We start from the raw sequence: 23,308 nt of genomic DNA, 5'->3' as shown, positions 1-23,308 counted from the left end.
CTCTGCCGGTTGGGTAGAAAATAGTGGCAGCGGAAAAGAAAAAGGAAAGGGAAAAGAAATGACGAACCCGTTCGAGAACGCCGAGGGCCGTTACGTCGTGCTGGTCAACGACGAGGGTCAGTACTCGCTGTGGCCCGACTTCGCCGAGGTGCCGGCAGGCTGGGACGTCGCGTACTCCGAGAACGACCGCCAGTCCTGCCTCGACTACATCGAGGCCAACTGGACCGACATGCGGCCCAGGAGCCTCGTCCGCCAGATGGCGGCCTGACTGGCGTGACCGGCCCCGGCGCCGTCACGGTGCTCTGGGGCCCCGTCGACTCGGCCGAACGGCGTGCGGCCCACGCCACCCTGCTGCGCGCCGCCGCGGAGCTGTCCGGCAGCCCGCCGCACAGCATCGGGATCGAATACGAGACCGGGGGCCGGCCCCGGCTGACGGGACCGGCCGCGGTACTCCACGTGAGCGTGAGCCACAGCCCGGGCGCGCGGGCGGTGGCGCTCAGCACCCACGCACCGGTGGGGGTGGACATCGAGACCGTACGGCCGCTCCCGGCATTGCGGATGGCGCGGCGCTGGTTCGCCCCGGCGGACGCCGACTGGCTGACCCGCCTGCCACAGCCGGAACGGGTCCGGGCGTTCTACTGGCTCTGGACCCAGAAGGAAGCGGTCGGCAAGGCCCGCGGCCACGGACTGGCCCACGGCGGGCTCACCCAGCGCTTGCCCACCCCCACGCACCGGCCATGGCGTTTCCGGCCCGGCACCCCCGCCACGCCGCCCGCACTCGACCCGCTGCCGGACGGCACTGGCACCGCCTGCGCGGTACTCCCGACCGGGCGCGGACCCCACGTCCTGGCGGTCGCCTGTCTCGACGGCGCCGACGTGCGGATCGACCTGCGGCGGTGCGACCGCTGACCGCGGCACCCCACCCAACCCGACACCATGAGAGGAACTCCGGCATGACCACTGGGCACGACCGCCCGCACCAGGGCTCCTGGGCCCGCCGGCTGACCCTCCGCTGCCTGTGCCACCGCCGCAGCGCGCTGGTGTCGGTCCTCGCCGCCGGCGCGGGGACGGCGGTGAGCGCGCTCGTCCCCATCGTGACGAAGGTGCTCGTCGACGAGGTCGTCATCCGCCCCACCCGCTCGGCCGCGCTGTGGACGGGACTGCTCCTGTTAGCCGCCGCCGTCGGATACCTCGCCGCTTTCCTCCGCCGCCTGTACGCCGGCCGGCTCGCCGCCGACGTCCAGCACGAGCTGCGCGTCGATCTATTCCGCTCGCTGGCGGCGATGGACGGCGTCCGCCAGGAGGAGCTGAACACCGGGCAGTTGCTCGGCCGTGCCTCCGGCGACCTCAACATGGTGTTCGGTCTCGTCTCGACCGTTCCCACGGCGATCGCCAGCGCGGGCACGCTTCTGGTCTCCCTGGCCCTGATGGCCGCGCTGTCCCCCCTGCTCGCGCTCGTCGCGCTCACACTGGTGCCGGCGCTGTGGTTCATCGGCCGGCGCAGCCGCACCTGGCTCTACCCCGCGACGTGGTACGCCCAGAACGAGGCGGCCGCCGTCGCGGGCGTCGTCGCCAGCTCCACCGCGGGCATCCGCGTCGTCAAGGGCTTCGGCCAGGAGCACCAGGAGATGGCCAGGCTGACGGCGGCCGCCCGGCGGCTCTTCGCGGGCCGGATGCGGGCCGTACGGCTCAACGCGCGTTACGCCCCCGCCCTCCAGGCCGTGCCCTCTCTGGGGCAGGTCGGGGTGCTCGCCGTCGGCGGCTGGCTGGCCGTCCGCGGTCAGCTGACCCTCGGGACCTTCCTCGCCTTCTCGGCCTATCTCGCCCAACTCGTCGGCCCGGTGAAGACCTTGGCCGCGCTGCTCACCATGGGTCGGCAGACCGGGGCGGGCGTCGAGCGCGTGTTTGAAATGATCGACACCCGGCCCATGCTGACGGAGGGCTCCGCACGCCTGCCCCGCCAGGTGCCCCTCGGCGTCGAGTTCGACCGGGTCACCTTCGCCTACGGCACGGGACGGCCGGTGCTGACCGATGTCTCCCTCCGCATCGCCCCCGGCGAAACGGTCGCCGTCGTCGGCGCCCCCGGAGCGGGCAAGTCCACGCTCACCCAGCTGCTGTCGCGGTTCCACGACGTCTCGGCCGGAGCGGTCCGCATCGGCGGCACCGACGTACGGGACCTGCGATTCGACTCCCTGCGCGGCGCCGTGGCCACCGTGCCCGAGGAAACGGTCCTCTTCACCGGCACCGTGCGCGACAACATCGGCTACGGCCGGCCCGACGCCACGGAGGCGGAGATCCACGCCGCGGCCCGCACGGCGCGGGCCCATGACTTCGTATCGGCACTTCCCGACGGTTACGACACCGAGGTCGGGGAAGGCGGCAGCGCCCTGTCCGGAGGACAGCGGCAGCGCCTCGCACTCGCCAGGGCCGTTCTCACCGCTCCCGGGATCCTCGTCCTCGACGACGCCACCTCCGCCGTGGACGCACAGGTCGAACAGGACATCCACGACGCGCTGCGCGACCGTGCCGAGCGGTGCACGACACTGCTCGTCGCCCGCCGCAGGTCGACCCTGGCCCTGGCCGACCGCATCGCCGTGCTGGACCGCGGCCGCATCGTAGACATCGGCACCCACGACGAACTCCGAGCACGCTGCGCCCACTACCGCACCGTCCTCCAGGACCCCGCCGACCCCGCCGACGGTACTGCGCAGCCCTGCGCCCCCGTGGACAGCCCCGGCGGGGCGCGGACCGCCGTACCCGCCCGACGGTCAGCGTCCACCCCGAAGCCCGCGCCGGACGCCCGTATACGGGCTCGGATCGCGGCCCTCCCACCGGCCACCGACACGCCCGACGTCGACGAGGAAGCGGCCGTACGGGATCTCACGGGCACGGCCGGGCGCTCGTTCGGCCTGCGCCACCTGCTGCGCGGATTCCGGGTGCCGCTCGTCCTCGGGCTGGCGCTGGTCGTCGCCGACGCGCTCGCCGGCCTGGTCCTGCCCTTCGTCATGCGCAACGGGATCGACGGCGGAACGCGCCGGCTCGCCCTCGACGCCGTGTGGACGGCCTCCCTGATGTGCCTCGCCCTGGTCGTGACGCAGTACGCCGTCCAGGGGGCCGCCATCAGGGTCACCGGCCGCACCGGGGAGCGGCTGTTGTACGCGCTGCGCCTGCGCGTTTTCGCGCACCTGCACAGACTCGGGCTCGACCACTTCGAGAACGAGGCGGCCGGCCGCACCATGACGCGGATGACGACCGACGTCGACTCGCTGTCCTCGTTCCTCCAGACCGGCTTGGTCAGCCTGCTGGTCAGCGCGCTGACCCTGGTGGGCGTCCTGGTGGCCCTCTGCGTCGCCGACGCGGGGATGATGCTCGTCGTCCTGGCGATCGTGCCGGTGCTGCTCCTGTCCACGGCGGTGTTCCGCAGGCAGTCGGCCCGGTCCTACACCCGGGCACGGGAGCGGATGGCTCTCGTCAACAGCGCGCTCCAGGAGGGCGCGGCGGGAATGCGGACCACCCAGGCGTTTTGCCGCGAGGAGTCCGCCGTGCGCCGCTTCGCCGGGCGCAGCGACGACTACCGGCGCGTCCGTGTCCGCGGACAGCTCCTGATGGCCGTGTACTTCCCGTTCATCCAGTTCCTCGCCGGCTGCGTCACCGCCATGATCCTGTGGATCGGCGCGGCGCGGGTCGGCGCCGGCACGATGACGGTCGGCACCCTGGTCGCGTACCTCCTCTACCTCGACCTGTTCTTCGCCCCCGTCCAGCAGCTCTCCCAGCTCTTCGACGGCTACCTGCAGGCCCGCGTGTCCCTGCTGCGCATCCGGGACCTGTTGCGGCTGCCCAGCTCCACGCCCGTCACCGAAGGGGCGCTGCCCGTACGGTCACTGCGCGGCGAACTCCTCTTCGACGACGTGCACTTCCGCTACCCCGGTGGCGGCGCGGCGCTGACGGGAATCCGGCTGCGCATCCCGCACGGACAGACGGTCGCGTTCGTCGGTGAGACGGGGGCCGGCAAGTCGACGATCGTCAAGCTCGTCGCCCGGTTCTACGATCCGACGCACGGCGCCGTCCGCCTCGCCGGCACCGACCTGCGGGAACTCGACCTCGCGTCCTTCCGCCAGAGGCTCGGCTTCGTACCGCAGGACCCGTACCTGTTCGCCGGCACCGTCCGCGAGGCGATCGCCTACGGACGGCCGGACGCGACCGAGGCCGAAGTGGTCGAGACGGCGCGGCGGGTCGGCGCCCACGACGCGATCACCGCACTCGACGGCGGCTACGACCACCCAGTCGGCGAAGGCGGACGCACGCTCTCGGCCGGACAACGGCAGCTGATCTCACTGGCCCGGGCTGAACTCGTCCAACCCGACGTCCTCCTGCTCGACGAGGCCACCGCAGCCCTGGACCTGGCCACCGAGGCACTGGTCAACCGAGCCACCGAGCGGCTCACCGCCGGCCGGACCACCCTCATCGTCGCCCACCGCCTGTCCGTCGCCTCCCGAGCCGACCGGATCGTCGTCATCGACCAGGGCCGGATCCACGAGGACGGCACGCACGAGGAACTGCTCGCCCTGGACGGGAAGTACGCCGGACTCTGGCGCGCGTCCCAAGGACACCCGCCCTCGGCCCCGGCATCCCGAACCCTTTCCCACGAACGGAGCGCGCCATGAGCACCATCAGCCTGCCGATTCCAGGGGCAGCCGCCGCCGGCGCGCCCCACGAACCCGCCAAGCGCATCGCCTTGGCCCAGCCGCGCGGCTTCTGCGCCGGTGTGCGCCGCGCCATCGGCATCGTGGAGCGCGCCCTCGATCTCCACGGCGCACCGGTGTACGTCCGCAAGGAGATCGTGCACAACCACCACATCGTCGCCGAACTGGAAAAGCGCGGCGCCCGCTTCGTCGACAGCGAGGAAGAGGTGCCAACGGGCGCGGTCTGCGTCTTCTCCGCCCATGGAGTGTCCCCGGCGGTGCGGACCTCGGCGGCGAACCGCCGGCTCGACGTGATCGACGCGACCTGCCCGCTGGTCGCCAAGGTGCACCAGTCGGCCCTGCGGTACGCCCGCGACGAACGGACCATCCTGCTGGTCGGCCACGCCGACCACGAGGAGGTCGAGGGCGTCCGCGGCGAGGCCCCCGAGCGCACCCTCGTCGTCGAGACCGAGGAGGACGTCGAGCGGCTCGACCTCCCGGCCGACGCGCCGGTGGCCTACCTCACCCAGACCACCCTGTCGTTCGACGAGACCACGCGGGTCGTCGAGGCGCTGCGCCGCAGGTTCACCGACCTCGTCGGCCCGGCCGGCAGCGACATCTGCTATGCCAGTCAGAACCGTCAGAACGCCGTCAAGACGCTGGCCCGCAGCAACGACCTCGTCCTCGTCGTCGGCTCGCGCAACTCCAGCAACTCCATTCGCATGGTGGAGGTCGCCCGGGAGCACGGCGCCGCCGCACACCTGGTGCCGGACGCCGGCCACCTGGACGAGTCCTGGCTCACCTCGGTGTCGCGCATCGGCATCAGCTCCGGCGCCAGCGCCCCGGAGGTCCTCGTCCGCGGACTCGTCGACCGGCTGGCCACCCTCGGCTACACCGATGTCGAAGTGGCGGAGGGAACCCCCGAGGACGTCGTCTTCTCCATGCCCGCCCGACTCGCCGCGCCGGGCACCGGTCGCGTACCGCGCACCTCACTGGCCGACGAAGCGCTGTGACCAGAACAGGATCCGTCATGACGTCGATTGAGTCGGTCCACGGACCGGACGACCTGCGTGCCCTCTCCCCGAGGCAGACCGAGGAACTCGCCGCCGACATCCGGCGGATGCTGGTGGAAGAGGTGACCCGCACCGGCGGGCACCTCGGACCGAACCTCGGGGTCGTCGAGCTGACCATCGCCCTGCACCGGGTCTTCGAGTCCCCACGGGACCGGATCATGTGGGACACAGGGCACCAGACCTACCCCCACAAGATCCTCACCGGCCGGGCCGGGGTCTTCGGTGGGCTCCGGCAGCCCGGCGGCCTGTCCGGATACCCCTCCCGGACCGAGTCCGAGCACGACGTCATCGAGAACTCCCACGCCTCGACGGTCCTGGCCTACGCCGACGGACTGGCCAAGGCGTACGAGCTGAGGGGCATCACCGACCGCGCGGTCGTGGCGGTCATCGGCGACGGAGCACTGACCGGTGGCATGGCCTGGGAGGGCCTGAACAACCTGGCGGCGGCGCCCCACCGTCCGGTCGTCGTCGTCCTCAACGACAACACCCGTTCCTACGCCCCCACGGTCGGCGGCATCCCCGAGCACCTGGCGCTGCTGCGTACCGAGGAACGCCCCCCGCACAGCGTCTTCGAGAACATGGGGATGGCCTACGTGGGCCCCGTCGACGGACACGACGTCGCCGTCCTGGAGCAGGCCCTCCAGCATGCGGCACGCCTCGGCGGGCCGGTCGTCGTGCACTGCCTGACGGAGAAGGGTCGTGGCCATGCCCCCGCCGAACAGGACGAGGCCGACCGTTTCCACGCCGTGCGCCCCCGGCCCACCACCCCGGCCGTCCCGCGGACCGACGGGCCCGCCTCGCCCGACTGGACGGACGTGTTCGGTGCGGAACTCACCGAACTCGGCGCACGACGCCCCGACCTCGTCGCCATCACGGCCGCCATGCTCGCGCCCACCGGCCTGTCCCGCTTCGCCGACCGCTTCCCGGAGCGCACCTTCGACGTGGGCATAGCCGAACAGCACGCCGTCACCTCGGCGGCGGGCCTCGCCCTCGGTGGCCTGCACCCCGTGGTGGCGCTCTACGCCACGTTCCTCAACCGCGCCTTCGACCAGATGCTGCTCGATGTCGCCCTGCACCGTGCACCGGTCACCTTCGTGCTGGACCGGGCGGGTGTGACCGGGGACGACGGCGCGTCCCACAACGGCATGTGGGACCTGTCGCTGTTGCAGATGGTGCCCGGACTGCGGGTGGCGGTCCCGCGCGACGCCGCCACGCTGCGCCGGGCGCTGCGCGAGGCCGTCGCCGTCCAGGACGGGCCCACCGCGCTGCGGTTCCCCAAGGGCAGAACGGGATGTGACATCCCGGCGGTCGACACCGCCGCCGGCATGGACGTGCTGCGCCGCGCCGGATCCGGGGAACGCGACGTGCTGCTCGTGTCGGTCGGCACGATGGCCGGGGTCTGCCTGGAAGCCGCCGACCGGCTGGCCGAGCACGGCTTCGGCGTCACCGTCGTGGACCCGCGCTGGATCACCCCGGTGCCCGCCGCCCTGGTGGACATGGGACTGGACCACGGTCTGGTGGCCACCGTCGAGGACGGCGGACGCGCCGGCGGAGCCGGAGCCGCGGTCGCCCAGGCGCTCGCCGACAGCGGTGCGCGGACCCCGGTGCGCACCTTCGGAGTGCCCCAGCGCTTCCTGGACCACGGCCGACGCGGCGACATCCTCGCCGAGTGCGGCCTGACGGGACGCGGCATCGCACGAGCCGTCGTCGAGGCACTCGCCCGACGTGACGACGCCGTGCGCATCGACGAGCTGGCCCCGCAGCCCGTCGGGGGCCGACCAGCAGTCCGGTAGTCCGGCAGCGCCCTGACCCCGCCCTCGTACCAGACCAGGAGAACGACCATGACGGTCCCGCTCGGAATACCGCCGATGCCCGCGCCGGTCCTCGCGCCGCGCCGCCCCACCCGCCAACTCCGGGTCGGCAACGTGGGGGTGGGCAGCGCATCCCCGATCTCCGTACAGTCCATGACGACCACCCTCACCGCCGACGTCAACGCCACCCTCCAGCAGATCGCCGAACTGACGACGGCCGGCTGCGACATCGTGCGGGTGGCCTGTCCCTCGCAGGACGACGCGGACGCTCTCCCGCTGATCGCCGCCAAGTCGCAGATTCCGGTGATCGCCGACATCCACTTCCAGCCGCGCTACGTCTTCGCCGCGATCGAGGCGGGCTGTGCCGCGGTCCGGGTCAACCCCGGCAACATCAAGAAGTTCGACGACCGGGTCAAGGACATCGCTCGTGCGGCCAAGGACCACGGCACGCCCATTCGGATCGGTGTCAACGCCGGGTCGCTGGACGCCCGGCTCCTGGCCAAGCATGGCAAGGCCACCCCGGAGGCGCTGGTGGAGTCCGCCCTGTGGGAGGCGGGCCTCTTCGCTGAACACGACTTCCACGACATCAAGATCTCCGTGAAGCACAACGACCCGGTCGTCATGGTCCGCGCCTACGAGCTGCTCGCCGAATCCTGCGACTACCCCCTCCACCTGGGCGTCACCGAGGCAGGCCCGGCCTTCCAGGGCACGGTCAAGTCCGCGGTCGCGTTCGGGGCGCTGCTGCGCCAGGGCATCGGCGACACCGTCCGGGTCTCCCTGTCCGCTCCGCCACTGGAGGAGGTCAAGGTCGCCAACCAGATCCTGCAGTCGCTCAACCTGCGCCCCCGCAAGCTCGACATCGTCTCCTGCCCCTCCTGCGGCCGGGCCCAGGTGGACGTCTACAAGCTCGCGTCCGAGGTCGGCGCCGGGTTGGAGGGGATGGAGGTCCCGCTGCGCGTCGCCGTGATGGGCTGTGTGGTGAACGGTCCCGGCGAGGCCCGGGAGGCCGACCTCGGGGTGGCTTCCGGCAACGGCAAGGGGCAGATCTTCGTCAAGGGCGAAGTGGTCCGCACCGTACCGGAATCGAAGATCGTCGAAACCCTGATCGAGGAGGCACTGCGCCTGGCCGAGGCACACGACTCGACCGGGACCGGCCAGGGCGCCCCCCAGGTCGAGGTGCGGGCCGCCGGCTGAACGGCCTGGGCACCTCACAGCGCTCCACACGACCGCAACGCATCCCCGTCCGATGACGCATGAGCCCGAGGAGACCGCCGGTGGACACCGAGCAGCGCATTCGCCGTTACTACGAACTGGTGGACGTGGGTGATGTGCCCGCTCTCGTCGAGCTCTTCGACCACGAGGCCGTCTACTGCCGTCCGGGCTACGACCCGTTGGTCGGCCGAGCGGAACTGGAGCGCTTCTACCGCGACGAGCGAGTGATCAAGCAGGGCCGGCACACACTGACCACCACGCTGGTGCACGAGGACGGCGCGGCGGTGCACGGCACGTTCGAGGGAACACTGCACGACGGCCGGTCGGTCTTCCTGCGTTTCGCGGACTTCTTCACCTTCTCCGAGTCCGGGACGTTCCGAAGCCGTGACACCTTTTTCTACGCTCCTTTGGTCTGATTTCTCCACCCGTTCGGGCCGACGGATCCGAAGATTCCGACGAGAGGAGTGCACAGTGACGACGAGACACGGCTTCGGGGAGCGTTTCACCGACCACATGGTGATGCTGGAGTGGACCGCCGACCACGGCTGGGCCGGCCGTCCGCGGCTGCTGCCCTTCGGCACCCTGGCGTTCAGCCCGGCGACGGCGGGACTGCACTACGGCCAGGTGGTGTTCGAGGGCCTCAAGGCCCACCGGCGGCAGGACGGGACGCTTGCCGCCTTCCGGCCGGATGCCCACGCACGCCGCTTCCGGCAGTCGGCCCGCCGGCTTGCCATGCCGGAGCTGCCCGACAAACTCTTCCTGGAGGCCGTGGACGCGTTCGTCGGCCGAGGCGGTGAGCTGCTGCCCGTCGACGACCCGACTCTAAGCCTGTACCTGCGGCCGGTGCTGTTCGCCAGCGAGCCGTGTCTGGCGCTGCGGCCCGCGCGCGAGTACACGTTTCTGCTGATGGGCTTCGTCACGGGCGGCTTCTTCTCCGACCAACCGGACCCGGTGTCGGTGCTGGTCACCCGGGACTTCTCCCGGGCCGCTCCCGGCGGCACAGGACAGGTGAAGTGCGCGGGGAACTACGCGGGAGCGTTCCTGGCGCAGCGGGCAGCGGCCGATGCCGGGTGCCACCAGGTGGTATGGCTCGACCCGGTGGAGCACCGCTGGATCGAGGAGATGGGCGGCATGAATCTCTTCTTCGTACGCGGAACAGGCCCGGCCGCCGAAGTGGTGACCCCGCCGCTCACCGGAACACTGCTTCCTGGTGTCACCCGCGACACGCTGCTCACGCTGGCCGCACAGCGCGGGTTCACCGTCCGCGAGGAGCGGATCTCCGTCGACCAGTGGCGGTCGCATAGCGAGTCGGGGGTCATCACGGAGACGTTCGCGTGCGGAACGGCGGCGCTCGTGACACCGGTCGGTGAGGCACACGACGGCGACGACCGATGGCTGATCGGGAGCGGTAAACCGGGACCGGTGACCATGGAGTTGCGTGACGCGCTCTGCGATCTCCACCAGGGACGTGCCGTGGACCGACACGGATGGCTGCGCGCCTGTGCCGTGGCCGGGGACGGCGCCCCTGCATGACGTGTCTACCCTGGAGCACCCGACCCGAGCGCCGCAGTCTGCTCAGCCCTGGGCAGGACGGACTTTCAGCCTTGACGCTCGTTTGACGCCCTGGGCGTCTGCACGAAGACGATGAGCCGAGAAACCGGTTCTGACCAGGTATTTTCCGGTTCGGCACATGTCTTGACGCTCGCTCGACGCTGTTTCTGACGGAGCGTGAGGTGGTCGTTCTGGATCGGACAGCATGGGTGAATCGACTTGTCGGCCTCAACTCGTCGAGCAGCGCGTCGGCCTCGAATGAAGTCCCCGCCGTGCCCGAGTCAGTCGGACGTCGGCGGTGCCTTCGGCGCGCGGAACAGGCAGCCGATCGCGGCGGCCAGGACGATGATGCTGACCGCGATCAGTGAGGCGGACAGGCCGTCCATGAAGGCGGACTTGACGCCGTCAGCGAGGGCCGCGCCCCGGGCACCGAGTTGATCGGCGACGTGGAGTCCCGCGGCGGCGGAGTCGCGTGCGGCTTCGGCGGCTTCGGCGGAGAGCTGGTTGAGGGAGTCGGGCAGGTTGGAGCGGTAGTGGCTGCCGTAGATCGAGCCCATGAGGGCGATGCCGACGGCCGAGCCGACCTCGCGGGTGGTGTCGTTCATCGCGGAGGCGACACCCTGCTGGCCGCGGCCCATTGATCCGGTGATGGCGGTGGTGCCCACGGATCCGGACAGGCCGATGCCGAAGCCCGCGAGGACGAGTCCACCGAGGAAGGGCAGGTAGCCGGAATCGACGTCGAGGAGGGAGATGACGAACAGGCCGGCGCTCAGCAGGAGCAGACCGGCGGTCATGGTGGCCTTCATGCCGACTCGCCGGACCAGGTGAGGGGTGGCCTGGGAGGTGGGCAGGACGACGACGGCGACGGGGACGAGGGCGGCGGCGGCCTTGAGCGGGCTGTAGCCGAGGATCAGCTGCAGGTACTGCAGGCCCACCAAGAAGAACCGAAGACGGCCATGAACTGCACGAGGACGGTGATTGCGCCGGCCCGGAAGCCGCGGATGCCGAACAGCGCGGGGTCCAGCAGCGGGTGCTGATTGCGCAGGCCGAGCCAGGCATACGCGGTGAAGGCCAGCACCGTGACGACGAGGGTGGCGATCACCACATGCTCCGTCCAGCCCTGCTCGTTGCCCTCGATGATGGCGAGCACGAGGGTGCCGATGCCGACGGCGGTGCACACGGCCCCGGGTACGTCGGGCGGGGACGGGTGCTCGTCCTTGGTGTCGGGCGCCAGGACGAGGGCGGCGACGGCGGCGGCGAGGGCGGCCGCGGCGCTGGTGATGAAGATCGACCGCCATGAGTACCACTCCAGCAGGGTCCCTGCGGCGAGCATGCCGATGATGGCGCCCGCCGCGGCGAATCCGGACCAGGTGGCCACTCCCTTGGCACGTTGCTCGGGAGGGAAGGCGGCGGTGATCGTGGACAGGGTGCCCGGCATGATCATCGCGGCTCCCAGGCCCATGACGACTCGCCAGACGATGAGGGTGGTGGTGGAGTCCGCGAAGGAGGCGGCCAGGGCGGCGGCGCCGAAGACGATGGTGCCCGCGAGGAGGACGTTGCGGCTGCCGAAGCGGTCACCGATGGCACCGAGGGACAGGACGAGAGCGGCCAGGGCGACGGTGTAGCCGTCGGCGATCCAGGTCAGCGAGCTGTTGGTGGCCGACAGGTCGATGGCCAGGTCGGGCAGGGCGAGGTTGAGCGCGGAGACGGAGGCGATGACCAGGACCAGGGACAGGCACATTGCGAAGAGGACACCGCGGTGGCCGGCGCGGCCGGTCGCGACGGCATCCTGTGTGGCTTCGGCCTGATCGTCGGGCTTGCGGAGCGGGGTTGCGGACTTGAGGAACCTGTCTTAGTCGGTGCCGGGCTGGACGAGCTTGAAGACAAGACGCGCGGCGGTGCGCTGGGCCGCCATCAGTTCCAGTGCCGACTCGGGGGTCCAGTCGGGCAGGGCCCGGCCGCCGGCGTCGGCGATTCCGGCCTTGGCGAGCTCCGCCTGGTAGAAGTCGGGCACCACGTGCTGGTGGACGTCGATGCGCTGTGCTGAAGGGGACATGTAACGGGGCCTTTCATGCGGTCTGCGCGCTATGGCGGGGAAGTCGTGTCATTCCGGCCGCCGACCACGCACTGCCGACCGCGCGACGAGCAGGCTATGGGCGTCGGTGCCCCGGGGCCCGAAGGAGTTCGGTATGGCGGTGACCGTGAGCCATTTGGAAGACCGGGAGAGAGGATCGGGGTCGGGACTGGGGGCGGATCGGGAACCTGGCCTTTGATGTCTCTGGCGGGGTGGCGGGCGGCGCGGTCAGTCAGACGAAGTACACCGAGACCGAGCCGAGGGCTCCGAAACGGGCCTCCGCCTTCTGTCCGGCGCCGACGAAGGGCGCGGTGGTCATGGCGCCGGGCAGGACCACGTGTCCGGGGTCCAGTCCGGTACTGAAGGCGGCAAGGGTGTTGGCCGGCCAGGCGACCGCGGCGGCCGGGTGGCCCAGGACCTCCTTGCCGCTGCCGGACGCCACGTGGTCCCCGTTCACATACAGGTCGACGGTGACCGCCGCGAGGTCAGGCGCGTACTCCATCGGTGTCCAGGAGCCGCAGACCAGCCCCGCGGAGCTGGCGTTGTCCGCGACGGTGTCGGCCAGGGTGATCCGCCAGTCGCGGATGCGGCTGTCGACGATCTCCAGTGCGGGAGCGACCGCCTCGGTGGCCGCGAGAACGTCCTCGGCGGTGACGCCGGGGCCGCGCAAGGGTCGGGCGAGGCGGAAGCAGATCTCAGGTTCGACGCGCGGGGCGCAATACCGTGCGGCGGGGACGGTTGCGCCGTCCTGGTGGATCATGTCGTCGAGCAGGTGGCCGAAGTCGGGTTCGTCGACGCCGAGGAGCTGCCGCATCGCGACCGACGTCAGGCCGACCTTGTGGCCGATGACCCTGGCGCCGTCGGCCAGGCGCCGGGCGATGTTGTCCCGCTGCACGGCGTAGGCGTCGGCGAGGCCGAGGCCGGGCAGCGCGGCCGACAGCGGCTCGATCGGCTCCGCGTGGTGCTCGGCCTCGCGCAGCAGCCGGGCGGCCTGTGCGCGCTGCCGACCGGTGAGGCTCATCCCGGGTTCCTCGCCGCCATACGTATGGCCGCCTCGTGGACCAGTTGCGCATGCAGCTCGAACATGGCCACCAGGTCGACGGCGTCGCCGCTGATCTCCCGCTGGACGAACAGCCCGTCGGCGCCGGCGACGGCATACGTGGTGAGGGTGCGCACGGCGCCTTCGTCCAGGTCCGGAAGCAGGGCCCGGATGACTTCGGTGATCTTCTGGCTCGCGATGTCGCGGACCTGGAGGAACGCGGTCCGGCCGCGGGGCTCCGTGGGCCGTCGCTCCAGGGCGAGCATGAGGCCGAGGCGCAGGAAGTCAGGCGCGTCGACCAGTGACTTCGCCACGTTCGCCGCCATGGCCGTGACCCGCTCCAGGGGCGTACCCGTTTCTTCCCCCGGCAGTTCGACGGCCGCGAGCCAGGTCTCGAAGCTGCGCTCGATGACCGCGGCGATCAGGTCGTCCTTGTCCTTGAAGTGCCAGTAGATCGAACTGGCGGGCAGTCCGCACTTGGCGCTGACCGCCGCGATGGACGTGCCTTCGTACCCGCGCTCTCCCGCGATCTCCACGGCGGCATCCAGGATCCTCTGCCGCGACTCCACCCCGTTGGCGCGCTTCTTGCGTGTCGTCTGCGGCCTGGTCATGCAGTGCCCTTCCTGTCGCTTCGGCCCTTGACCGTCTCTGACCCCCAGCTTACCGTAGCGGCCATTCCAATTGGAGTGACTGTTACAGCAAGAGCCGTCAGGGACGACAGTGAGGTGGCCTGGTGAGCGGTGTCAGCGCCGAGGACAGAGCCGAGGGCAGCGAGGGCAGTACGTACGACGTGGCAGTGATCGGCTATGGGCCGACGGGAGTGTCCGCGGCGAACCTGCTCGGGGCGACGGGCCTCAGAGTCGTCGTACTGGAGCGCGAGGCGGAGGTGTTCTCCCGTGCCCGGGCGATCTCCACGGACGAGGAGGTCGTCCGCATCTGGCAGCGCGTCGGCCTGGCCGACCGGCTGAAGCGGGACATGCTGGCCGAGCGGCCGCTGGACTTCGTGGACGCACGCGGCCGCGCCTTCATCAGCGCGCACCCCACCCCGCGCGGCCACGGTCATCCGCCCCAGATGTTCATCTACCAGCCGGCACTGGAGCAGGTCCTGCGTGAGGGCGTCGACCGCTACCCGAACGTGGAAGTGCTGCTGCGCCATGAGTGCCTGCGGCTGCGGCAGGACGCCGACGGCGTCGAACTCACGGTGGTGGGCACCGACGGCGATTCGGTACGGCGCCTGCGTGCCGCGTACGTCATCGCGGCCGACGGCGGCTCCAGCCTCACCCGCGCGCAGTTGAACGTGGGGTATGAGGGACGGACGTACGAGGACCGCTGGGTGGTCATCGACACAGAGATGCTCAAGCCGTGGCCGGACCACGACCGGCTGCGCTTCCGCTGCGACCCGGCCCGCCCGGCCGTGGACTGCCCGACCCCCCCTCGGTCACCACCGCTGGGAGTTCCCGATCCTGCCCGGCGATGACGAGACGTACCTGACCACTGACGAGGCGATCCACTCGATGGTGGCCAGGTACGGGATCGGCCGGGACCAGATCAAGATCCTTCGGGCCACCGTCTACAGCCACCACGTCCGCTTCGCCGCCCGCTTCCGGGTCGGCCGGGTCTTCCTCGCCGGGGACGCCGCCCATGCCATGCCGCCGTGGATCGGCCAGGGCATGGCCGCCGGCGTGCGGGACGTGGCCAACCTGTGCTGGAAGCTGGATGCCGTGCTGCGCGGCGAGCTGCCGGAAAGCGTGCTCGACAGCTACGAGGCCGAACGCAAACCGCACGTCAAGGAGGTCACCAAACGCGCGGTGTCCGTCGGGCGGATCATCACCGAACGGCGCACCGCCGTCACCCGGGTCCGCGACTGCGTGCTTCCCGTCGTGAACCGCCTCCCGCGCTTCAGCCAGTGGCTTCAGGACTCCAACTGGATCCCCGCAGCCCACTACGCGGATGGCTTCCAGGCCCGCCCCCGCACCAAGGCGACCGGGCACCAGATACCGCAGCCCTGGGTCACCGCCCCCGACGGCAGCCGCGTCCGCCTGGACGACGCCCTCGGCGGCCGGTGGCTTGTCCTGTACGGGGGACTGCCCGTGCCCCAGCCCGCATGGGAGCGCCTGGGCATTCCCTCGCTCGCGGTCACGCCCGCCGGTTCCCGCCCGGCCGAGGGCACCCTTGTCGACAGTGACGGCGTCCTGCTGCCCTGGATGGCCAAACGCCGCATCACCACCCTCGCCCTGCGCCCGGACGGCTACGTCTACGCCGCCGCACCCCCGGGAGCCGAACTCCCCCCGCCTCCGGTCGGATTCACCCCCTCACCGCGCAAGTCCGCCTCCCTCACCCGGTAAGGACCGCCATGCCCACGCACACCGAACGCGCGCCGGCCGGCCCCTCCCGCCCGCCGTCGAGACCCTGGCCGCCGCCAACGACCACATCCTCGGCGAGACCTTCCACTCCATGGCCGCGCTGCGCTACGGCGACCACGTCGCGAAGATGTCCGCCGCACCCCGCTCGGCGAACGTCAAGGCCCTCACCGGCAGCCACGTCGACAAGAAGGCCGGCGAGTCGGCCCTGCGCGACCTCGTTGTCGACTTCTTCGCCCACCACAGTGCCGAGTACGACCTCCGCGCCCAGCTGTGCACGGACATCGACCGGATGCCGGTGGAGGACGCCTCCGTCCTGTGGCCGGAGGAGCTGTCACCGCACCAGACCGTGGCCGTGCTCCACCTGCCCGCCCAGGACGCCTACAGCGACGCCCGCCGCCGCTACGCCGACGACGTCCTCTCCTTCAGCCCCTGGCACGCCCTGGAGGCCCACCGCCCGCTGGGCTCGATCATGCGCTCGCGCCGCGCCGCGTACCCCGCCTCCAGCGACTTCCGCCACCGCTTCAACGGCATCGAGCCGCGGGAACCGTCCGACATCAAGGACCTTCCCGCCTGACCGGGGCCCGCCCGATCCCGGATGCGGCTGCGGATCGGTCGGGCCCCCACCCACGTGCCAGAGTGGAGAGGTCCGTTCTCCATTCCGGCTTCTTCGAGGTTCCTGTCGTGTCCCAGACCGTCGGCCGTGTGCCCCAGCGACGCAACGCACGGGTCAACCGGGCGCGCATCCTGGCCACCGCGCGCCAGGAGCTGCGGCGGAACCCCGACATCACCCTGGAGGAGCTCGCCCGCGCCTCCGGCGTCGTACGGCGCACGCTGTTCGGGCACTTTCCAGGACGGGCGGCACTCCTGGATGCGCTGGCAGAGGAGGCCGCCGAGGCGCTCCAAGCCGCCGTGGCGCTCGGAGCGGAAGAGGCAGAGCCTGCCGATCGGGCGCTCGCACGGTTCTCGCTGTCACTCTGGCCCGTGGGCGACCGCTACCGGATGCTTCTGGCGCTGGCCCGGAGGGACCTCGGCATGGACCGTGTCGCAGGGATCCTGGTGCCCGCCCGGGTCAGGGTCACGGCCATCATCGAGCGGGGACAGCGGGACGGCGTCTTCCACTCCCACCTGCCGGCCCCGGTGCTGAGCGCCGGCTTGGAGGCGATGACGGTCGCCCTGCTGGAAGAGGTCAACTCGGGGGCTCTGGAGGACGACGGCACCCGCGTGGCCGTGACCACGCTCATCGCGGCCGGTGTGTCGGAGCACCAGGCGCGAGCCATCGTCGACGACGTGGCCGCGACCCAGGACGTCCCTCGCGACTGAGCCGCGGCCCGGCCCTTCACCCCGAACATCGAACAGACCCCGGTGCCCAAGGCGCCGGGGTCTTCTCATGCACACCCCCACTTCTTTAGTTACCCGGAGATGTGCAATTATCGTGCTCTCGACTTCCGGCCCACAGGGGAGAAGCGCAGTGAACTTCGGCGGACCAGACGATCTGGCCTTCTCTCACCCCATGCCGGTGGCGGTCTTCGGAGACAGGTACGAGCTGCGCCTGCTGCTCGGCTCCGGAGGCATGGCCGAGGTGCATCTCGCGCACGATCTCCGGCTCGACCGCAGCGTCGCAGTGAAGACGCTGCGCACCGACCTCGCCTACGATCCGGCGCTCCAGGAGCGGTTCCGGCGGGAGGCCCAGTCCACCGCCTCGCTCAATCACCCGGCCATCGCCGCCGTCTACGACACGGGTGAACACCTCTCGTACGGGGCTCAGTTGCCGTACCTCGTGATGGAGTACGTCGAGGGCACGACCCTGCGCGAGGCCCTGCACTCCGGGCCACCGCTGACCGTCGAACGCGCCTTGGAGGTGACGGCCGGAGTCCTGGAGGCGCTCGCTCATTCCCACCAGCACGGCATCGTGCACCGGGACATCAAGCCGGCCAACGTGATGATGACCTGGTCCGGCCAGGTCAAGGTCATGGACTTCGGCATCGCCCGGGACACGCGGGACGTCGGCATGACCCAGACCTCCATGGTGATCGGCACCGCGCAGTACCTCTCCCCGGAGCAGGCGATGGGACACGCCACCGACGCCCGCTCCGACCTGTACTCGGTGGGTTGTCTGCTCTACGAACTCCTCACCCTTCGCCCGCCGTTCGCCGGCGACTCGCCGATGGCGGTGATGTATCAACATGTCCAGGAGGAACCACGGCCGCCGAGCCTCTACAACCCCGAGGTCGGCCCACAGGTCGACACGATCGTCCTGCGGGCCCTGACGAAGGACCCCGCGTACCGCTACCAGTCAGCGCAGGAGATGCTCGCCGACGTAGAGGCGTATCTCGGGGCACCGACTGTCCTGGACCGGACATTCGACGGTGGCGACGAGGAACCGGACGCCGGCGAACCGGCGGAGAGCGGTCGCCGCAGAGGAAGTGCCGCGCTGATCGGGGTGGGTTTCGCGGTCGTCGTCGTGGCGCTCGTGCTCGGCTGGTTCATGTTCGGGCGCGGTACGGCCGACGACGGCAAGGCGGACGTACCTGATCTTGTCGGCGAGACCCTTGAGGACGCCCGGCGTAGGGCGGACAACGTCGGGCTCACGCTCAACGTCACCGAGAAAGAGCCCTGCGCGGACCAGCCTGAGGGCCACATCTGCGAACAGACTCCGGTGGACGGTCGGCTCGACAAGGGCGATGCCGTCTCGGTCACCGTCTCCACCGGCGCGCCGAAGGTCGAGGTGCCGGACGTCACGGACAAGGACGAGGACGACGCCTCCCGGATCCTGGAGGACAAGGGCTTCAAGGTGAAACTCCGGCACAAAGTGTCCGACGACGACGCCGGGACCGTCCTGGAGCAGGACCCGGCCGGCGGCGAGAGCGTCGAGAAGGGCACCGAGATCACCCTCACGGTGGCCAAGGAGGCCGAGAAGGCCACGGTGCCCGACCTCACCGGCAGCACTTTGAGCGAGGCCCGCAAGCTGCTCGCCGAACACGACCTCGAACTCGGCGACACCACCGAGGTGGAGAGCAGCGCCGAGGCCGGGACCGTCGTCGAACAGAGCGCCACCGCGGGACAGAAGGTCGAGCCCGGTACCTCGATCGACGTCCAGCTCGCCAAGTCGGTGCAGACCGTGCAGATCTCCACGGACATCCTCGGAAAAACGCTTGCCGAGGTCCAGAACGAGCTGGGCGCACTCGGTCTCCAGGTCACCGTCGCCTCCGGGTATCCCCAGGCTTCCGACGCCGTGGTCACGTCGAGCACCCCGGCGGCAGGGAGCGAGGTCGAGGCGGGCAGCACGGTGGTCGTCGTCACCGAGGAGGCCGAGGACGCCTCGTCGGACGCCGGGACACCGGCCGGCGACACGGAGACGACGCCGGGCTCGACGACCGACGGCCAGTAAGGCTTCCTGCCTGTGACCACCGCGCCCCAGCAGAGTTTCTGGCGATCAGGCCTACATCCACTCCCCATGCCCTGGCGAACATCACTGGTCGGCTTGTGGCCTGGCTGTCAGCGGGCGGCGTAGTCCGCAGTGAGCCGGTCGAGGAACGTCATGAGCTTGGCGTTCATGCCGGTGTAGTCGTTGGCGCGCAGCTGGTCGGGCTGCTGGACGTAGGGGCGGTCAGCGAGCGCGGCCAGTGTCTTGGCGTCGTGCTCGATCAGGGCCTCGATGCAGTCCGGGGTGAACTCCATGTGGCACTGGAAGCCGTACACGTAACGACTGTAGGCGACGATCTGGCGGGGGCATCCGGCGCTGGTGGCCAGCACGGTCGCGTCGTCGGTGAGGCCCGGCATGTCGTTGTGCCAGTGGCCGGTGTGGAAGGAGTCGCCGAAGCCCGTCAGGAAGGGGTGCTCGCGGCCGGCGTCGGTGAGCGTGATGGGGAAGGAACCGATCTCCGTGTTCGGGCTGGGCGCCCAAGCGGCGCCGAGGGACTCGCCGACGAGCTGGGAGCCGAGGCAGATACCGATGACGGCCTTGTCCGCCTCGATACAGGAGGAGATGAGGGACTTTTCCGCGGCGGCGTCGAAGTGCGGGCACTCCTCGACGGTCGTGCTGGGCTGCTGGGGGCCGCCCATCACGATCAGCAGGTCGATGTCCTGGCCGGACGCGGGCAGCACGTCGCCCTCGTAGACCCGGGAGAGGCCGAGGTCGTGGCCCCGGGATCTGGCCCAGTCCTCGAAGGCCCCGGGGGCCTCGAATGCCTCGTGGACGACGATGTGTGTGCGCATGGCTGTGCGAGCCTCTCTGTTTGATTCTGTTTGTCCGTCGGAAAGGGCAGCCGGGAACCGGGCTGGTCCCGGTGCGGGTCAGGCGGGGTGGGCGTGGAGGACGGCGGCGAGGTCGTCGGTGAACTCGCGGGCCTGCTGCGCGGTGAGCGTGGAGGTGGTCACCCGGATCTCCTGACTGGCGACGGGACCGGCGGCGAAGAGGTGGCCCGGCTGCACCGCCCACCCGCGTCGTGCCAGCGCATCCGCGACCTGACGCGCCTCCGTGCCCAGTGGAACCCAGACGTTCAGGCCGTCCGGCCGGTAGCCGCCTGGACGGCCGATATCCCGCTTCCCCAGCTCGGCGAGCAGCAACGCGCTGCGCTCGGCATAGGCGTCACGCGCCCGGGCGGTCAGGTCCGTCACGTGCGGGTCGCTCAGCAGCCGGTACACCGCGTACTGCAGCAGTCGGCTCACCCACGTCGTCCCGGTGTTCAGCCGCGTCTGCAGACGGTGGGCGCTCTCCTCGTCCGTCGCGACGAGCGCGAGGCGAAGGTCCGGCCCGAGGAACTTCGACACCGAGCGCACCAACGCCCACCGGGAGACCTCGGGCGGCGTGATCCGGTCGTACGGCGAGTGGGAGACGGCCCAGAAGTGGTCGTCCTCGATGACCAAGACCTGGGGGTACGCCGCGAGGACCGACCGCAGTTCGGCGGCGCGCTCGCGGGTGACGCTCACACCGGTCGGGTTGTGGGCCCGCGGCGTCAATACCACCGCCCGCGCCCCGCCCTCCAACGCCGCCCGCAGGGCGTCCGGCCGCATCCCCGCCTCGTCGACCGGGACCGCGACGGTGCGAAGGCCGTTCAGACGCAGGGTGCCGATGCTGGCCAGGAAGCACGGATCCTCCACCGCGACCGCGTCGCCCCGGGTGAGATAAGCGTTCAGCAGCCGCTCCGTGGCGTCGACCGCGCCATGCGTGACCAGAATCTGGAAACCGTCCCGGGAGACGTCCGGCGCGAACCGCTCCCGCGCCCATGCGGCCAGGTCCGGATCGACCGACGGCGCGCCGTACAGCGCGGGCCGGTACCCGCCGCCCCGAAGCGCCTGCAGCGCATCGGGGAGCAGCTCCGGGTCGGGGTTGCCGCTGGCCAGATCGATGAGCCGGCCACCGAACCACGCCCCCTCACCGGCCAGTTGCGGTACCCCCGTCACGACCGTCCCGCCGCGGCCGCGGGTCTCCGCCTCGCCGGCGGCCACCAGCTGCCGGTACGCCGAGGCCACCGTGTTCCGGTTCACCCCCAGTTCCTCGGCCAGCTTGCGCACCGGCGGGAGCAGATCCTGCGGCGCCAGCTGACCCGACGCGATCAGGTCCCGCACACTGCCCGCGATCTCCGTCGCCGTCGTCCCGCTGATCTCCACCGGGTACCACCTCCTCACCGCAAGAACATTTGTCATAGGATATAAAAAATATGTCCTATGACAAATTCAGGGACGGTGGCCGTGCGCCGCTCAAGGCACGGCCCGTCCTGGGGGTGTGGGAGGCCGGAATCGGGGTTCCGGCCTCCGGTGTACGGGGCTCAGGCCCCCACGGTCTCGGTCTGTTCCTCGGTTGCCGGCGCCGTCTCTTCCTGGCGGTGCTTGCCGGTGTGCTTGCGGCCGGGCAGGACGGCGATGACGATCAGGGTTCCGGCGGCCATGATGATGCCGCCGATGAGGCTGGTGTGGGCGATGGCGTGGGCGAAGGACTCGTGCACCGCGCCCAGCAGGGTCTGGGCCTGCTCGGCGCCGCCCTGGGGGTTCTTGGCGACCTGCTCGGCGACCGCGATGCCGCCGCCGACGGAGTCCTTGGCCACGTCCATGGCCTCGGCCGGGAGGTGGCCGCCGACCATGTCGGTCAGCTTGTCCTTGTAGGACGTGGCCAGCAGCGACCCGAGGATGGCGATGCCCAGGGCGCAGCCGAGTTCCAGCGCGGTGTCGTTGGCGCCGCCGCCTACGCCCAGTTCCGACTCGGGGAAGGAGCCCATGATGGTGTCGGTGGCGGGGGACAGGCTCAGGCCGATGGCGAACCCGAGCAGCAGCAGGGGTGCCAGGAAGTCGGTGTAGGTCGAGCCGGACTCGATCTGCGTGAGCAGGAAGACGCCCGCCGTGCCGATCACCATGCCAGTGCCGACCACGACCTTCACGCCCAGCTTCGGAGCCAGCTTGCCGGTGACCGCGGCGCCGACGAACACGGCTCCGGCCAGGGGCAGCAGGCGGATGCCGGTCTCCAGGGCGTCGTAGCCGAGGACGAACTGCAGGAACTGGGTGGAGTAGTAGATCGAGCCGAAGGTGCCGAAGAAGAAGAACAGCACCGCGAGCATCGAGCCGCTGAAGGGGCGCTCGGAGAACTTGCGGACGTCCAGCATGGGGTTGGGGTGCTTCAACTCCCAGGCCACGAAGGCCAGCAGACCCACCCCGGCGACCACGGCCGCGGTGATCGGGCCGGCGCCCCAGCCGAAGTGCGGGCCCTCGATGGTCGCGTAGACCAAGCAGCCGACCGAGACGATCGACAGCAGACCGCCGACGTAGTCGATCCGGCCCATGCCCTCCGCCTTCGACGGCGGCACCAGGAGCAGCGCACCGACCACGCCGAGGACGGCGACGGGGACGTTCATGAGGAAGGTGGAGCCCCAGGCGTGGTTCTCCAGGAGCCAGCCGGCAGCCAGCGGGCCGGCGGCGATGGCGAGGCCGGAGGTGGCGGACCAGGCGGTGATCGCCTTGGCGCGCTCGGCGCGCGGGAAGATCGCGACCAGCAGTGACAGCGTGGCCGGCATGACGACGGCCGCGCCGACGCCCATGATCGCGCGGGCAACGATGACGAGGTTCGTCTCGGAGACCAGGCCGCCCATCACCGAGCCGCCGATGAAGATCAGCAGGCCCAGGACGAGCGCACCGCGGCGGCTGTACTTGTCGCCTATCGCGCCGAGCACGAGCATCAGCGCGGCGTAGGGGACGGTGTAGCCGTCGATGACCCACTGCAGGTCACTGCTGCTCAGCCCCAGGTCCTTGGTCATGTCGGGGGCCGCCACGATCAGCGACGTATTCGCCATGACCACGATCAGCAGGCTCAGGCAGAGCACCAGCAGCGCCCACCAGCGGCGTGGATACGGCTCGGTCATCTTCTCGACGGGTGTCTTCGCAAAGAGCGGCATCGTCAGGCTCCTCGGCAGGAGGTGAAGCGGAGGCTTCGGGGTGCGGATCGATGGGAGCGGTGCGCGTGAGGCCAAGAGAAGGCCATGCACCATGGGCAGTTAATTGCCCGCTGATGTGCAG

Annotated in this window: 19 protein-coding genes and 1 pseudogene; 12 read left to right on the top strand and 8 right to left on the bottom strand. The window is 70.7% G+C overall.

All coding sequences use genetic code 11. From position 1 onward, the window contains the following. The first annotated feature begins 58 nt into the window (after window positions 1-58). The 8 genes from ACLZN2_RS21850 to ACLZN2_RS21815 all read left to right on the top strand — a co-directional run bounded on the left by ACLZN2_RS21850 (window position 59) and on the right by ACLZN2_RS21815 (window position 10,311). Window positions 59-268, top strand: a complete 210-nt coding sequence (locus ACLZN2_RS21850; RefSeq protein ID WP_416980576.1) for an MbtH family protein — start codon at window positions 59-61, stop codon at window positions 266-268. A gap of 5 nt (window positions 269-273) precedes the next feature. Next, window positions 274-909 carry a 4'-phosphopantetheinyl transferase family protein gene (locus ACLZN2_RS21845; protein ID WP_416980574.1) on the top strand — a complete coding sequence of 212 codons (636 nt, stop codon included), beginning with the start codon at window positions 274-276 and terminating at the stop codon, window positions 907-909. 44 nt (window positions 910-953) lie between these two features. Beyond that, window positions 954-4,664, top strand: a complete 3,711-nt coding sequence (locus ACLZN2_RS21840; protein WP_416980572.1) for an ABC transporter ATP-binding protein — start codon at window positions 954-956, stop codon at window positions 4,662-4,664. Beyond that, complete coding sequence (gene ispH, locus ACLZN2_RS21835; protein ID WP_416980570.1) at window positions 4,661-5,695, top strand: 4-hydroxy-3-methylbut-2-enyl diphosphate reductase; 1,035 nt, start codon at window positions 4,661-4,663, stop codon at window positions 5,693-5,695. Before ACLZN2_RS21840 ends, ispH begins: the two co-directional genes overlap by 4 nt. Before the next feature lie 17 nt (window positions 5,696-5,712). After that, the gene (locus tag ACLZN2_RS21830) at window positions 5,713-7,548 is read left to right on the top strand and encodes a 1-deoxy-D-xylulose-5-phosphate synthase (RefSeq protein ID WP_416980568.1); all 1,836 of its coding nucleotides are present in this window, start codon (window positions 5,713-5,715) and stop codon (window positions 7,546-7,548) included. A gap of 48 nt (window positions 7,549-7,596) precedes the next feature. Beyond that, on the top strand, window positions 7,597-8,760 hold the full coding sequence (ispG, locus tag ACLZN2_RS21825; protein WP_416980566.1) for a flavodoxin-dependent (E)-4-hydroxy-3-methylbut-2-enyl-diphosphate synthase: 1,164 nt from the start codon (window positions 7,597-7,599) through the stop codon (window positions 8,758-8,760). Between the two features lie 80 nt (window positions 8,761-8,840). Beyond that, window positions 8,841-9,194: a nuclear transport factor 2 family protein gene (locus ACLZN2_RS21820; RefSeq protein WP_416980564.1), complete on the top strand. Its 354-nt coding sequence runs from the start codon at window positions 8,841-8,843 to the stop codon at window positions 9,192-9,194. A 55-nt stretch (window positions 9,195-9,249) separates the two neighbouring features. Then, window positions 9,250-10,311 (top strand): branched-chain amino acid aminotransferase, encoded by a 1,062-nt coding sequence (locus ACLZN2_RS21815; RefSeq protein WP_416980562.1) that lies wholly within the window; start codon window positions 9,250-9,252, stop codon window positions 10,309-10,311. 299 nt (window positions 10,312-10,610) lie between these two features. Here the strand turns inward: ACLZN2_RS21815 and ACLZN2_RS21810 are convergent, their stop codons facing one another. The 5 genes from ACLZN2_RS21810 to ACLZN2_RS21790 form a co-directional block, all read right to left on the bottom strand. Further along, window positions 10,611-11,264: an MFS transporter gene (locus ACLZN2_RS21810; protein WP_416980560.1), complete on the bottom strand. Its 654-nt coding sequence runs from the start codon at window positions 11,262-11,264 to the stop codon at window positions 10,611-10,613. Further along, window positions 11,240-12,070 (bottom strand): MFS transporter, encoded by an 831-nt coding sequence (locus ACLZN2_RS21805; protein ID WP_416980558.1) that lies wholly within the window; start codon window positions 12,068-12,070, stop codon window positions 11,240-11,242. The genes ACLZN2_RS21810 and ACLZN2_RS21805 overlap by 25 nt, the downstream gene beginning before the upstream one ends. Window positions 12,071-12,181: 111 nt before the next feature. Further along, complete coding sequence (locus ACLZN2_RS21800; protein ID WP_416980556.1) at window positions 12,182-12,385, bottom strand: hypothetical protein; 204 nt, start codon at window positions 12,383-12,385, stop codon at window positions 12,182-12,184. 250 nt (window positions 12,386-12,635) lie between these two features. After that, entirely contained in the window at window positions 12,636-13,424 is a 789-nt protein-coding gene (locus tag ACLZN2_RS21795; protein WP_416980554.1) for a 2-keto-4-pentenoate hydratase, read from the bottom strand. Then, a complete protein-coding gene (locus tag ACLZN2_RS21790; RefSeq protein WP_416980552.1) occupies window positions 13,421-14,053 on the bottom strand; it encodes a TetR family transcriptional regulator in 633 nt (210 codons plus the stop codon). Before ACLZN2_RS21790 ends, ACLZN2_RS21795 begins: the two co-directional genes overlap by 4 nt. A gap of 122 nt (window positions 14,054-14,175) precedes the next feature. Here ACLZN2_RS21790 and ACLZN2_RS21785 point away from each other — a divergent pair. From ACLZN2_RS21785 to ACLZN2_RS21770, 4 genes and pseudogenes are all read left to right on the top strand, one after another. Continuing rightward, window positions 14,176-15,787, top strand: a pseudogene (locus ACLZN2_RS21785) (bifunctional 3-(3-hydroxy-phenyl)propionate/3-hydroxycinnamic acid hydroxylase). A 109-nt stretch (window positions 15,788-15,896) separates the two neighbouring features. Beyond that, complete coding sequence (locus ACLZN2_RS21780) at window positions 15,897-16,379, top strand: hypothetical protein (RefSeq protein ID WP_416980550.1); 483 nt, start codon at window positions 15,897-15,899, stop codon at window positions 16,377-16,379. A gap of 107 nt (window positions 16,380-16,486) precedes the next feature. Further along, window positions 16,487-17,125 (top strand): TetR family transcriptional regulator, encoded by a 639-nt coding sequence (locus ACLZN2_RS21775; protein ID WP_416980548.1) that lies wholly within the window; start codon window positions 16,487-16,489, stop codon window positions 17,123-17,125. 190 nt (window positions 17,126-17,315) lie between these two features. Continuing rightward, window positions 17,316-19,193, top strand: coding sequence for a PASTA domain-containing protein (locus ACLZN2_RS21770; protein WP_416980546.1), 1,878 nt, complete (start codon window positions 17,316-17,318; stop codon window positions 19,191-19,193). A gap of 107 nt (window positions 19,194-19,300) precedes the next feature. Here the strand turns inward: ACLZN2_RS21770 and ACLZN2_RS21765 are convergent, their stop codons facing one another. The 3 genes from ACLZN2_RS21765 to ACLZN2_RS21755 form a co-directional block, all read right to left on the bottom strand. Continuing rightward, a complete protein-coding gene (locus tag ACLZN2_RS21765; protein WP_416980544.1) occupies window positions 19,301-20,020 on the bottom strand; it encodes a glutamine amidotransferase-related protein in 720 nt (239 codons plus the stop codon). 78 nt (window positions 20,021-20,098) lie between these two features. Then, complete coding sequence (locus ACLZN2_RS21760) at window positions 20,099-21,433, bottom strand: aminotransferase class I/II-fold pyridoxal phosphate-dependent enzyme (RefSeq protein WP_416980542.1); 1,335 nt, start codon at window positions 21,431-21,433, stop codon at window positions 20,099-20,101. Between the two features lie 140 nt (window positions 21,434-21,573). Further along, a complete protein-coding gene (locus ACLZN2_RS21755) occupies window positions 21,574-23,187 on the bottom strand; it encodes an MFS transporter (protein ID WP_416980540.1) in 1,614 nt (537 codons plus the stop codon). Between the last annotated feature and the right edge of the window lie 121 nt (window positions 23,188-23,308).

The organism is Streptomyces sp. T028 (assembly GCF_048159505.1).
Lineage (GTDB): Bacteria > Actinomycetota > Actinomycetes > Streptomycetales > Streptomycetaceae > Streptomyces.
Note: the sequence above shows the minus strand (reverse complement) of the source record. Positions and strands in the feature narration are given on the sequence as shown.